Source organism: Brenneria sp. hezel4-2-4, from assembly GCF_013155275.1.
GTDB lineage: Bacteria > Pseudomonadota > Gammaproteobacteria > Enterobacterales > Enterobacteriaceae > Brenneria.
Window position 1 is genome coordinate 67,775 of sequence record NZ_JABJXS010000006.1, and the last position, 12,396, is coordinate 80,170.

The 12,396-nt window shown below is 53.7% G+C and carries 12 protein-coding genes; 1 reads left to right on the forward strand and 11 read right to left on the reverse strand.

Features of this window, described 5'->3' with window-relative positions:
* Positions 1-2: 2 nt before the first annotated feature.
* The 7 genes from mraY to mraZ are packed head-to-tail and all read right to left on the reverse strand — an operon-like array spanning position 3 to position 7,417.
* Positions 3-1,085: a phospho-N-acetylmuramoyl-pentapeptide-transferase gene (gene mraY, locus HOY33_RS13405; protein ID WP_172290722.1), complete on the reverse strand. Its 1,083-nt coding sequence runs from the start codon at positions 1,083-1,085 to the stop codon at positions 3-5.
* Entirely contained in the window at positions 1,079-2,440 is a 1,362-nt protein-coding gene (gene murF / locus HOY33_RS13410; RefSeq protein WP_172290723.1) for a UDP-N-acetylmuramoyl-tripeptide--D-alanyl-D-alanine ligase, read from the reverse strand. The genes mraY and murF overlap by 7 nt, the downstream gene beginning before the upstream one ends.
* Positions 2,437-3,924, reverse strand: a complete 1,488-nt coding sequence (gene murE / locus HOY33_RS13415; RefSeq protein WP_172290724.1) for a UDP-N-acetylmuramoyl-L-alanyl-D-glutamate--2,6-diaminopimelate ligase — start codon at positions 3,922-3,924, stop codon at positions 2,437-2,439. Before murE ends, murF begins: the two co-directional genes overlap by 4 nt.
* Positions 3,911-5,674 carry a peptidoglycan glycosyltransferase FtsI gene (locus HOY33_RS13420; protein ID WP_172290725.1) on the reverse strand — a complete coding sequence of 588 codons (1,764 nt, stop codon included), beginning with the start codon at positions 5,672-5,674 and terminating at the stop codon, positions 3,911-3,913. The genes murE and HOY33_RS13420 overlap by 14 nt, the downstream gene beginning before the upstream one ends.
* 23 nt (positions 5,675-5,697) lie before the next feature.
* Positions 5,698-6,018, reverse strand: a complete 321-nt coding sequence (gene ftsL / locus HOY33_RS13425; RefSeq protein ID WP_172290726.1) for a cell division protein FtsL — start codon at positions 6,016-6,018, stop codon at positions 5,698-5,700.
* Entirely contained in the window at positions 6,015-6,956 is a 942-nt protein-coding gene (gene rsmH, locus HOY33_RS13430; RefSeq protein WP_172290727.1) for a 16S rRNA (cytosine(1402)-N(4))-methyltransferase RsmH, read from the reverse strand. The genes ftsL and rsmH overlap by 4 nt, the downstream gene beginning before the upstream one ends.
* Before the next feature lie 2 nt (positions 6,957-6,958).
* On the reverse strand, positions 6,959-7,417 hold the full coding sequence (mraZ, locus tag HOY33_RS13435) for a division/cell wall cluster transcriptional repressor MraZ (protein ID WP_136166100.1): 459 nt from the start codon (positions 7,415-7,417) through the stop codon (positions 6,959-6,961).
* An 891-nt stretch (positions 7,418-8,308) separates the two neighbouring features.
* On the opposite strand from mraZ, the gene HOY33_RS13440 reads away from it, so the two are divergent.
* Complete coding sequence (locus HOY33_RS13440; protein ID WP_172290728.1) at positions 8,309-8,752, forward strand: L-alanine exporter AlaE; 444 nt, start codon at positions 8,309-8,311, stop codon at positions 8,750-8,752.
* A 23-nt stretch (positions 8,753-8,775) separates the two neighbouring features.
* Here HOY33_RS13440 and def read toward each other — a convergent pair whose 3' ends face one another.
* The 4 genes from def to ilvN all read right to left on the reverse strand — a co-directional run bounded on the left by def (position 8,776) and on the right by ilvN (position 12,395).
* Positions 8,776-9,297, reverse strand: a complete 522-nt coding sequence (gene def / locus HOY33_RS13445; protein ID WP_172290729.1) for a peptide deformylase — start codon at positions 9,295-9,297, stop codon at positions 8,776-8,778.
* Positions 9,284-10,537, reverse strand: a complete 1,254-nt coding sequence (locus HOY33_RS13450; protein WP_172290730.1) for a DUF2075 domain-containing protein — start codon at positions 10,535-10,537, stop codon at positions 9,284-9,286. The genes def and HOY33_RS13450 overlap by 14 nt, the downstream gene beginning before the upstream one ends.
* Before the next feature lie 98 nt (positions 10,538-10,635).
* Complete coding sequence (gene cra, locus HOY33_RS13455) at positions 10,636-11,640, reverse strand: catabolite repressor/activator (protein ID WP_172290731.1); 1,005 nt, start codon at positions 11,638-11,640, stop codon at positions 10,636-10,638.
* 263 nt (positions 11,641-11,903) lie between these two features.
* Complete coding sequence (gene ilvN, locus HOY33_RS13460; protein WP_172290856.1) at positions 11,904-12,395, reverse strand: acetolactate synthase small subunit; 492 nt, start codon at positions 12,393-12,395, stop codon at positions 11,904-11,906.
* Position 12,396 lies beyond the last annotated feature (1 nt).

Consider the following 12,396-nt stretch of genomic DNA (forward strand, 5'->3'; position numbering starts at 1 on the left):
TTTTACCGTACCTTCAGCGTTGCCAGGCCAATCAGCACCAGCATCAGCGAAATAATCCAGAAACGCACAATCACCCGCGGCTCCGGCCACCCTTTAAGCTCGTAATGATGATGAATCGGCGCCATGCGGAAAATGCGCTGACCCCGTAACTTAAACGACCCTACTTGCAAAATGACCGACAGCGTCTCCACCACGAACACGCCGCCCATAATCACCAGCAAAAATTCCTGACGCAGCAACACCGCGATAGTACCCAGCGCGCCGCCTAACGCCAGCGAACCCACATCGCCCATAAACACCTGGGCCGGGTAAGTGTTGAACCACAAAAAGCCCAGTCCCGCGCCCACGATAGCCGTACATACAATCACCAGTTCACTGGCATGACGGATATAAGGAATGTGTAAATAACCGGCAAAATTCATATTCCCCGTGGCCCAGGCGACCAGCGCAAACCCGGCGGCGACGAAGACGGTCGGCATGATCGCCAGGCCGTCCAGGCCATCGGTCAGGTTTACCGCATTGCTGGTGCCGACAATCACAAAATAGGCCAGCGCGATATAGAGCAGCCCCAACTGGGGCATAATGTCCTTAAAGAACGGCACCACCAGTTGCGTGGCCGGCGTATCTTTACCAATCGCGTACATGACAAAGGCGACCACCAGCGCAATCACCGACTGCCAGAAATATTTCCAGCGCGCGATCAGCCCTTTGGTGTCTTTACGCACGACTTTGCGGTAGTCATCAATAAAGCCGACCACGCCATATCCCATCAGCACAAACAGCACGCACCAGACATACGGGTTAGACAGATTGACCCACATCAGTACCGAAATAATGATCGACGCCAGGATCATCACGCCGCCCATGGTCGGCGTACCCCGTTTACTGAAATGCGATTCCGGCCCTTCGTTACGAACCACCTGCCCGATCTGCAATCGTTGCAGCCAGGCAATCAAATGCGGCCCCATCCATAAGGAGATCACCAATGCGGTCAGCAGGCTGACAATGGCGCGGAACGTCAAATAGGAAAAGACGTTAAAGCCGGAATAAAGTTTGACCAGATGTTCGGCCAGCCACACTAACATGTTGCATTCTCCTGTAATGCGTGTACTACCTGCTCCATCGCAGTGCTGCGCGACCCTTTAACGAGCACGCTTATTCTCTTGTGTTCCGATAGCAGCGCCTTCAAGCGTAAAACCAACGCCGCTTTATCCTGAAAATGTTCGCCGTTGCCGCTGGCCCCACCGATCAATTCGCTTAACGTTCCCACGCTTAATACTTTGTCGATGCCCGCCACCCGTGCGGCTTCGCCGACCTGACGATGACACTCCCGCGCTTCATCGCCCAGTTCGCCCATGTCTCCGACCACCATCACGCGGTATCCCGGCATATCGGCCAGCACCTGCGCCGCCGCCGTCATTGAACCCACATTGGCGTTGTAGCTATCGTCCAGCAGTAATTTGCCTGGCGCCAAAACCATCGGGAATAGCCGTCCCGGCACGGCCTGAAGCTGCGCCAAACCGGTTTTCACCGCATCTAACGTCGCGCCGACGGACATAGCGAGCGCCGCGGCGGCCAGCGCGTTCGACACGTTATGGCGCCCGGGCAATGGCAACTCCACCGCTATCTGACCGAACGGTGTATGCAGGATGAATTGCGTACCCAGATCCAGCACCTTGATATCGCTGGCAAAAAAATCGACATCACCGGCGCCCTGCGGTGAAAATCGCCACACCGTTTTATGATTCAACGTCGCCTGCCAGTGTGGAAAGTCATGACTGTCGGCATTGATAATCGCCACACCGTCGGCAGGCAGCCCAGCAAAAATCTCCCCTTTTGCCTGCGCGACCCCGGCCAGAGAACCAAACCCTTCCAGATGCGCGGCAGCCAGGTTGTTGACCAATGCGCTCTCGGGACGCGCCAGATCCGTGGTGTAGGCAATCTCGCCGATATGGTTGGCGCCCAGCTCAATCACCGCAAACTGGTGTTCCGGCGTCAGGCGCAATAAGGTCAGCGGCACGCCGATGTCATTGTTAAAGTTGCCGGCGGTATAGAGCACCTCGCCGCATTGCCGCAAAATGGCCGCCGTCATTTCCTTGACCGACGTTTTGCCGGAAGATCCGGTTAACGCCACGACTCGCGCCGGTGACTGTTCTCTTACCCACGCCCCCAGCTTCCCTAGCGCCAGACGCGTATCTTGCACCAGCAGTTGCGGCACGTTAACAGGTAAGCGCTTACTTACCAGCAGCGCCGCAGCGCCGTTTGTTACCGCATTTGATGCATAGTCGTGCGCATCGAACTTTTCGCCTTTCAAGGCGACAAACAGACAGCCGGCGGCAAGCTTGCGCGTATCGGTCGACACTGCGTCGATATCAATGCTGTCGCCAATCAATTGAGCGCTCAGCACGGAAGCCAGTTGCCGTAGGGAAACGCGAATCATACGATCACCCCCAACAGGCGGGCGACGGTAATACGGTCCGAATAATCCAGACGCCGATTGCCGACCAATTGATAATCTTCGTGGCCTTTACCCGCGATCAGCACCACGTCATTTTCTTTTGCCTGCATAATGGCGCTGGTGACGGCTTCGGCGCGGCCGTGAATGACCTGAACGCGGCCGGCATCCAACAGTCCGGTCAGGATATCCGCGATGATCGCCTGTGGTTCTTCGCTGCGGGGGTTATCGTCAGTCACCACCACCCGATCGGCCAGCTGTTCCGCAATGCCTCCCATAAGCGGGCGCTTGCCTTTATCCCGGTCGCCGCCGCAGCCAAACACACACCACAATTGCCCCTGACAGTGTAATCGCGCCGCCGCCAGGGCTTTTTCCAACGCATCCGGGGTATGAGCGTAGTCCACCACCACCGTCGGCCGGCCTGCGGCGTGAAAAACCTCCATTCTGCCGCACACCGGCTGCAACTGTGAACCAGAAGTAATCAATTGACTCAAGGGATAACCGAGGGAAAGTAGCGTAGCCAGCGCCAACAACATATTGCTAACGTTAAACGCGCCCATCAGGCGGCTTTCAATCTCGCCCTTGCCCCAGCTTGAGTCGAAACGGACGGTGGCGCCGCTGTCGTGGTAATCGACCTGGGTGGCTTTCAGCCAGCGACCGCGACAGCCGGGGATAAGATTATTTTCCATGGTTACGGCGACGGCGTCCGGCAGTTTATCCAGCCAGCGGCGGCCGACTTCGTCGTCGGCATTAATGATCGTCTGACCCACGCGGTGCTCGGCGAACAGAGACCATTTGGCGGCCTCATAGCGTTCCATATCGCCATGATAATCCAGATGATCGCGGCTCAGATTGGTGAATACCGCCGCGGCGAACGGCAATGCCGCAACCCGGTTTTGCACCAGCCCGTGGGAAGAGACCTCCATCGCCGCAAACGTGGCCCCCTGATCAACCAGTTGCCTTAGCACCTGCTGTACATCTATTGCCGAGCCCGTGGTATTCTCTGTCGGCGCGACACGCCCCAGCAAACCATTTCCTACCGTTCCCATTACCGCGCTGGTTTCGCCCAACGCCTGGCTCCACTGCGCCAGTAACTGCGTGGTCGTTGTTTTACCGTTGGTGCCGGTCACGCCGACCAGTTGTACTTTCTCTGCCGGCTGTTGATAAAAACGCCCCGCCAACGCGGAAAGACGATGATTCAGATTACTCAGGTAAACCACCGGCACACCGTGCATTTCACGCACGGCGCCATCGGTCGCCTCGCCCTCGGCTTCGGCAATAATCGCCGCCACACCTTGCGCAATGGCCTGCGGAATATAGCGCCGTCCATCCGTTTTGTGGCCGACAACGGCGACAAACAGATCCCCGGCAGCCGCGACGCGGCTGTCTAATGTCATTTCCCGCAGCGCACACGCCGGGGCATCCTGCACCCACGGCGCTAATAACTCGCGCAAATTACGATCTGCCACCTGAAGCCTCTTTTCTGTTAATTACAAACTCGTTTTTGTCGCCGGTGGGCAATGCATCGGGCTCTACGTTCATCGTGCGCAACACCCCGCCCATAATGGCGCCAAATATCGGCGCTGAAACCGCACCGCCGTAATATTTCCCGGCTTGCGGATCGTTGATGACCACGACCAGAGCAAACCGCGGGTTACTGGCGGGCGCAACGCCCGCCGTGTAGGCAATGTATTTATTAATGTATTTGCCGTCCGGACCGACTTTTTTCGCCGTCCCGGTTTTAATCGCAATCCGGTAGCCTTTGATCGCCGCTTTGGTGCCGCCGCCGCCGGGCAGCGCAACGCTTTCCATCATATGAACCACGGTGCGCACCAGCGCCTCGGGGAACACGCGTTCGCCGGCGACAGGCGGATCAACCCGGGTGATCGACAACGGGCGATAAATCCCAAAGCTGCCGATGGTGGCGTAGACTCGCGCTAACTGTAACGGTGTTACCATCAGCCCGTAGCCAAAAGAAAAGGTGGCCCTCTCTATGTCAGACCACCGTTGTTTTTGAGGGTATATGCCACTGCTTTCTCCGACCAACCCCAAATTGGTCGCTTTTCCCAATCCCATACGCGAGTAAGTCTCTACCAACGCAGAGGACGGCATCGCTAACGCCAGTTTGGAAACGCCGACGTTACTCGATTTCTGGAGGATCCCGGTCAGGGTCAATTCGTTGTAACGCGCCACGTCTTTAATCTCGTGACCGTTAACGTAATAAGGCAGCGTGTTAAGGACGCTGTTTTCTTTTATCACGTTGCGTTGCAGCGCCGTCATGACCACCATCGGTTTCACGGTAGAGCCGGGTTCGAAAATATCGGTGATGGCGCGGTTGCGCATAATATCTTTGGGCGTGCCGGCCAGATTGTTGGGGTTATAAGACGGGCTATTGGCCATCGCCAGCACTTCCCCGGTATTCACATCAACCAGCACCGCCGTACCGGATTCTGCTTTGTTAAACGCCACCGCGTTGCTCAGTTCGCGATAAACCAGCGCCTGTAAACGTTCATCAATGCTCAGCATCAGATTGTGGGCGGCTTGACTGTCAACGGAGGAGATGTCTTCGATCACCCGGCCAAATCGATCTTTACGCACGGTTCGTTCACCCGGCTGTCCGGTCAACCAGCGGTCAAAGCTTTTTTCGACGCCTTCAATGCCCTGCCCGTCGATATTGGTGAAGCCCATCAAATGGGCCGTGACCTGACCAGAGGGGTAGTAACGGCGCGATTCCTGCCGCAGGTTAATGCCGGGCAGCTTCAGCTTATGGATATATTCGCCAATCGCCGGGTTCACCTGACGCGCCAGATAGACAAAACGGCCTTTGGGGTTGGCGTTAATCTTCGCCGCCATCTGATCGAGAGGAATTTCCAACGCGTCGGAAAGCGCTTTCCAGCGCGTATCCAGCGTGATGCCGCCATGCTCATTCAATTCTTTCGGATCGGCCCAAACCGCGTTGACCGGTACGCTGACCGCCAGCGGACGCCCGGCCCGATCGCTAATCATGCCGCGAGCGGTCGGCACCTCCTGCACGCGCAGAGAACGCATATCGCCTTCACGCACCAGCTTGTCGGGGTTAATCACCTGAAGATAAGCGGTACGCACCATCAGGCCGACCATCGCCAGCAGAATGCAGCTACAGAGCAACGCAAAACGCCAGCTAACAAAGCTGGCTTGGTCTTCCTGGCGCTTTAATCTTCCTGTACGGGCTGCTTTCATGCTTAATTGGATGCCTGTTTAGTTCATTGCTTGACCACAATATTTTCCTGTGACGGATCAACATGCCCCATTTGCAGTTTTTCCGTCGCGATCCGCTCAACGCGACTATGATCCCCTAACGAGTTTTCTTCCAGAATCAGGTTACGCCATTCAATATCCAGCGCATCACGCTCCAGCAGCAGCTGTTCGCGTTCCGCGGTCAACAAGCGCGTTTTATGCGCCGTCGTTACGACGAACACCGCGGAAACCAGGGCGGCGATCATCAGCAGTATCGGGATCTTGGCATTACGCAGCAGATCCTCGCCGATAACACCGACCAGACCGTGACGCTCGTTGCCTATCATGCCGGCAATCTCTCGGCAAACCGCAAGACCGAACTACGGGCGCGCGGGTTTTCCGCCACTTCTTGCGCCGAGGGCATCATTTTTCCTACCGACTTAAGCGTTTGTCCGCCCTGACTGCGCAACTGTGCTTCCGTCAGCGGCATACCGGGCGGCACCTGCGGGCCACGGCTCTGATGGCGGATAAAACGCTTCACGATTCTGTCTTCCAGCGAATGAAAGCTAATGACCGACAAACGGCCATACGGCGCCAACACGCTCAGCGCCCCGTTCAACGCCTGTTCGATCTCTTCCAACTCACTGTTGATATAAATTCGGATAGCTTGAAAACTGCGCGTCGCCGGATGTTTATGCTTTTCACGAATCGGGCTGGCGGCCGCAATCAGCTCCGCCAACTCTTTGGTCCGTGTCATCGGTTCCGTGCGGTTGCGTTCCACAATGGCGCGGGCAATCCGCTTCGCAAAGCGCTCCTCGCCAAAGGTCTTCAAGACCCAGGCAATATCCTCCGCTTCCGCTTTCATTAACCATTCGGCGGCGGACAGTCCACGGGTCGGATCCATACGCATGTCCAACGGGCCGTCGCGCATAAATGAAAATCCGCGCTCGGGATCGTCAAGCTGCGGCGAAGAAACCCCCAGATCCAGCAACACGCCGTCAATGCGGCCGGTAAGCTCGCGTTCCGCCATGTAGTCGGACAGCGCGGAGAACGGACCGTGAATAATTGAAAACCGGGGATCGTCTATCGCTTTAGCCGCTTCGATAGCTTGAGGATCGCGATCGATCGCCAGTAAACGCCCTTCCGGTCCCAATTGGGAAAGAATAAGGCGAGAGTGGCCGCCACGGCCAAAAGTGCCGTCTATATAGGTTCCGTTGTTGCGGATGTTCAGACCGTTAACGGCTTCATCCAACAACACGCTTGTGTGTTTATAATTTTCCGGCATGACTATAGTGATAAGTCCTGCAACCGCTCAGACAACGGTTCCTGAGTCGATTGTTCAGCGTCGATATCTTCCTTGACCTGTTGATACCAAGTCTGTTCATCCCACAGTTCGAACTTGTTGAACTGCCCGACCAGCATCACTTCTTTTGTAAGGCCTGCGTGTTGCCGCAACGTACCGGCAATTAATAAACGTCCCGCGTTATCCATCTGACATTCACTGGCATGCCCCAATAACAAACGCTGAACGCGACGTTCGGCGGGGTTCATACTCGACAGACGAGAAAGTTTCTGTTCGATGATTTCCCACTCAGGCAAGGGATAAAGCAGCAGGCATGGCTGGTGAAGGTCAATGGTGCAAACCATTTGACCTTGCGATTCCTCGTTCAGCGTTTCCCGATAACGGGTAGGTACGGCAAGCCGCCCCTTGCTGTCGAGATTAACCAGCGTAGCCCCACGAAACATGCCTGAGTTACCCCTCCATAACCTTTTTCACCACTTTATCCCACAAATTCCCACATTGAAGAGTGTACGGAGGGTATGAAAACCTTGTCAAGCCAGAGCGGACGTGCTTTGGAATTATTTCTGTATGAATTTGGGTCGGCCTGAAGGAAAAAAGAATAAGGATGGATAATTAATAAAGATTAAGGTCATGAAAATTTGAGAGAAATTCACGGGCGGAATAACATTTCCCCGAGATATAGCTATAAATTTTCGTTGGTGAATTATTTTTATTGTCACAGACTGATACTAAATATAAATGTTTCCGGAATAATCTTAGCTGGCCGCAAGCCTTGCATGGCAAGGCTTTCACCGTTCGGCGCAATTATACTGCTGTTGTTAACACTTGTTCAATGTCACAGTTTTACCAACAACATCATCGTTTCTCTATTAATCGCCCGGTTTACCTTAATTTACGTTTTCTTCCTCGCCAGGTTCGTTACTAAAAAAAGAAAAACCCCGGTTTGCCTGGAACAAACTAATTAGCGTCTTTGGCCTTCGGCTGACGACGATGTAAAAGACCCCGGTATTATTCCGTCATTTATCATTACGGCATTACTCCCCTCTTTATATGCATGTTTTCATTGCCCGCCGGGCCGCCTGTACCTAAAAAACCAACTCATTGTTTATAAACATATTTATTCCCCACCTCGCGATAAATGAGCGAATCAATGCATTGGCAAAAATAAAGTAGCGAGAAGGATGAAAAAACTGCGAAAAATAAATATTTTTAGCTACTTATTAATCAATAAAGCAGTGATGTAAACTACGTGAAATTTCAAAAGCAAAATAAAAAACCATCATTAAGATTTTTCTCTGATTTTTATTCGCCAACAAAAAACGGAGTCATTGGGTATGCATTTTTCCCCAACATCACGGTTACGCAGCGCAACGGCGGATACGTTCGCCTTGGTTATTTACTGCTTCATTACCGGTATGGTGATTGAGATCGGGCTTTCAGGCATGAGTTTTGAGCAGTCTTTCTCTTCGCGTCTGCTGTCTATTCCGGTCAACATCGTCATTGCCTGGCCCTATGGTATTTATCGTGATCGCGTACTCAGCTTCGCCAAACGCCATGGCCCAAGACACTTTTTAGCACGCAACCTTGCCGATCTGTTGGCATACGTCAGTTTTCAGTCTCCGGTTTATGCCGCCATTCTTTGGACTATCGGGGCTGATTCAGCGCAAATACTGACCGCCGTTACCAGCAATGCGGCGATCTCAATGGCGATGGGTGTGCTATATGGGTATTTTCTGGAATATTGCCGCCGGTTATTCCGGGTCGCCATCTCCGGGTAACGGCCGTTACCCTCGGATATATATCACTCTCGGGATAGGGTTTTCCGGCGCAATTTGGCAAGCTGCGTCATGAGGCGACCACGCTTCAGGCCGGACAGATTATCGATAAGCGATCGCCCATCCAAATGATCGATTTCGTGCTGTAGGCACACGGCCAACTCACCGCCCGCTTCAATTTCCTGCTTCGCGCCATCCAGATCGAAAAAGGAGACCGTCACCCGTTTTGCCCGCTCCGCCGGCATTGGGTGGTCAGGAATAGAAGAACACAGTTCCAGATGCGCCGTTTTCTCTTCTGAATATTGAGTTATTTGCGGGTTAATCAACGCCAGACGCTGGCGTTTTCCCTGTTCGTCGGCCATATCGATCGCCACAATACGCTGCGGAATGCCAAGCTGGATCGCGGCAAGCCCCGAGTCTTTCATCGCATCAATCACGGCAAACATACGCGCCACCACCGCTTTAACGTTATCATCAATGGTTTCGACGTCGCGGGAAACCTGATTCATCCGCCGATCGTCGATCCATAGCACATCAGTTGCGTCCATTATTCTCTCCGTTAATACCTGTCTTTTGCTGTAGCGACATAAGCTTTGTGCGCAGCTTTTCATCATGCGCGTAGAGGTAGAGACCATAAATGGCCCGAGTCATCAGCACATTGATGGCGTTAAGCATAATGCGCACCTTCACCTCATCAACGTTATCCACCTGGGATTGCCCCTGAAAGGCCGCGCTGTCTTCATATTCAGCAGGATTGAGGGCAATCTCCCCGCGGCGATCATCCCACGTCACCGACGGCCCCAGAATCAGGCCGACATAGTTCAGGTCAAATCCCTGAACGGTGTACACCGAACCAACTTCATCTATCGTGTCTGCGCGCTCCGCCCAGGGCAATCGCTCGGTGGGTTTCGAGCGATCCCAGCGCAGGCGGAATTTCCCCTCTTCAATAAAATAATCCTGCCCGTCCAGCCGATAGGGATAGTCATAGGTTGACAGCATTCGCGCCAGACCGCCGGAAGCGTTTTTATCTTTTATTACTTCATACATAGCCTGCGCATCATCAAATATCCTGATGTCGAAAGCCTGTTCCCTGCCGGAGGTATTGGTTGATGGCAAAGGCAGCAGCCTGCGCTGACAAAAACAACGGATCCAGTGTTGCGTTGCCGCATCGGCCCGCATTCTGAACTGATGGCGCAGCACGTGGACCTCATGCGGCCAGCGGGCCATGATGCGCGACAGATCGCTTTCACGCCACAGGCTCTTGAATTTCAACACCTGCTGTTCATCAAAAACCAATACCACGATACGGGCCAGGCGAATAATCTCATCCAGATGATTATCCTGAAAAAAATGATTATACCTATCGCGCCGGGTCAGCAGCAGATGCGCTTCGTCAACCAGAACGATATCGGCCCTTGAACCGCGTTTATCCATTCGGTTGATAAAGGTGGTTGGCCGCTCATAATCTTTTTTTCTCAGGCCGGGCTGATTATCCGTCGCATTTTTATAGGCTTTAAGCATTTCGGGATGGTTGACGAGCAAATAGTTTTCGCTGCCATAAAGAGGATGCTGCGGCCGCAGGCGGGCACGGGTTTGCAGGTCGCAAAATAGGTTATTCAATAAAACGCTTTTGCCGGTTCCGGCTTCGCCGTGGATAACAAAGAAAGCATGGGTATCCTGTGCGTGCGCGTTCAGGAAGTCCTCGACGCTGCGCTTTAAAATATGCTGTTCATGCGAAAGGTTTTTTTCTGGCGATAGTTTGAAGCTGGCCTGATTAATGTCTGACATGTTAACTGACTGATTTATTAAGAATTCAGATTCTGCGTCTTTTCAATTGCAAGCAGGCGCCATACGTTTCGGTCATATGGCGCAATAAAAGCGAGAAGTTAACGCCGACTGAGCGAACCCCGGCGATAAAGGTTACGGCGAATACGGTTAAGCCCCGGTTTCGGCCTGTTGGGTTCATCCAGACTCGCCAGCACCAGTTCCAGCACCCGTTCAGCCACCTCACGATGGCGCTGAGCGACAGACAAAACCGGGCATTCCAGGAAATCCAGCAGCTCATTATCGCCAAAGGTGGCAATCGCCAGATTACTCGGCAGCCGCCCGCTCTGCTTCAGCGTGACATCCATTACGCCCTGTAAAAGGGAGAAAGAGGTGGTGAATAGCGCTTTGGGCATAGGATGGTGCTTAAGATACTCGGCAAATACCCCTGCCGCCGCTACACGCTCATAGCTATTGGCATACAGATAATGCACTTCCCGCGGATCGCCGGCCCAGGCCTGACGAAACCCCTGTTCACGCAGGAAACTGACGGAAAGTTCCGGCAACGCGCCCAGATAAAGAATGGATTCCGCCGGCACTTTTCGGAGTTCTTGCGCCAGCATTTCAGCATCTTCAAGATCGGCGCCCACCACGCTGGTGAAGTGCTCACGATCCAACGCCCGATCCAGAGCGATAATAGGCAAGCCATCTCTCGCCCAACGCTGATAAAACGGGTGCTCAGGCGGTAATGCCGTTGATACGATGATCGCATCGACCTGACGCTGCAACAGATGTTCGATGCAGCGCATTTCGTTGTCCGGTTGATCTTCAGAACAGGCAATCAGCAGTTGATATCCGCGTTGCCGCGCCTGACGCTCCAGATAATTGGCAATCCGCGTGTAGCTGGTATTTTCCAAATCGGGAATAACCAAGCCAATAGAGCGCGTGCGTCCGGCACGTAATCCAGCGGCGACGGCATTGGGATGATAATTGTGCTCCCTGACCACGGCCATGACTTTCTCAACGGTCTTATCGCTGACGCGATACTGCTTGGCTTTGCCGTTGATCACATAGCTGGCGGTAGTGCGTGAAACACCCGCAAGACGCGCGATTTCATCCAGTTTCACGATAACCCCTTAGTAAGCCGGATAAATAAAAAAGAGCGATGTCCATAAACTCGTCATGGATATCGACTAGATCTAACAGCAGAAGCGACTGAACGGCAACCGCTTTTATCACATACTCGTCATACTTCAAGTTACAGATGCATTGGCCGCTCTCATTGCCGCAACTCGAATGATTGAGAGTATACATAGGTTATAGACGGAAAAATTAAGAGGCCCGACGTTATTATCGGGCCTCTTAAACCAAAAATCAGCGAAAAATACCCTTAACGCATGATCTTATCACCGCGGGATACGCCGACGATCCCGGAACGCGCCACTTCCACAATCTCCGCCACTTCACGCACGGCGTTAAGAAACGCATCCAGTTTATCGCTGGTTCCGGCCAACTGAACGGTGTAAAGCGAGGCGGTGACATCCACAATCTGGCCGCGGAAAATCTCAGCGCAACGTTTGACCTCTTCACGGCCATAGCCCGTCGCCTGTAGTTTCACCAGCATGATTTCGCGCTCGACGTGAGACCCCTGCCCCAGTTCGCTGACGCGCAACACATCCACCAGCTTATGCAGTTGCTTCTCAATCTGCTCCAGCACTTTTTCGTCGCCGACGGTTTGAATGGTCATCCGCGACAGCGTCGGATCGTCAGTGGGGGCGACCGTCAAACTTTCAATGTTGTAGCCCCGTTGCGAGAACAGGCCGACGACACGCGACAATGCGCCTGATTCATTTTCAAGTAATACCGATAAAATCCGCCGCATG

Bases quoted from the DNA above. Each gene is read 5' to 3' on its own strand.
- HOY33_RS13420 (WP_172290725.1), bottom strand. From the start codon at position 5,674: ATGAAAGCAGCCCGTACAGGAAGATTAAAGCGCCAGGAAGACCAAGCC.
- HOY33_RS13440 (WP_172290728.1), top strand. From the start codon at position 8,309: ATGCATTTTTCCCCAACATCACGGTTACGCAGCGCAACGGCGGATACG.
- murF (WP_172290723.1), bottom strand. From the start codon at position 2,440: ATGATTCGCGTTTCCCTACGGCAACTGGCTTCCGTGCTGAGCGCTCAA.
- rsmH (WP_172290727.1), bottom strand. From the start codon at position 6,956: ATGCCGGAAAATTATAAACACACAAGCGTGTTGTTGGATGAAGCCGTT.
- HOY33_RS13450 (WP_172290730.1), bottom strand. From the start codon at position 10,537: ATGTCAGACATTAATCAGGCCAGCTTCAAACTATCGCCAGAAAAAAAC.
- mraZ (WP_136166100.1), bottom strand. From the start codon at position 7,417: ATGTTTCGTGGGGCTACGCTGGTTAATCTCGACAGCAAGGGGCGGCTT.
- ilvN (WP_172290856.1), bottom strand. From the start codon at position 12,395: ATGCGGCGGATTTTATCGGTATTACTTGAAAATGAATCAGGCGCATTG.
- mraY (WP_172290722.1), bottom strand. From the start codon at position 1,085: ATGTTAGTGTGGCTGGCCGAACATCTGGTCAAACTTTATTCCGGCTTT.
- ftsL (WP_172290726.1), bottom strand. From the start codon at position 6,018: ATGATAGGCAACGAGCGTCACGGTCTGGTCGGTGTTATCGGCGAGGAT.
- def (WP_172290729.1), bottom strand. From the start codon at position 9,297: ATGGACGCAACTGATGTGCTATGGATCGACGATCGGCGGATGAATCAG.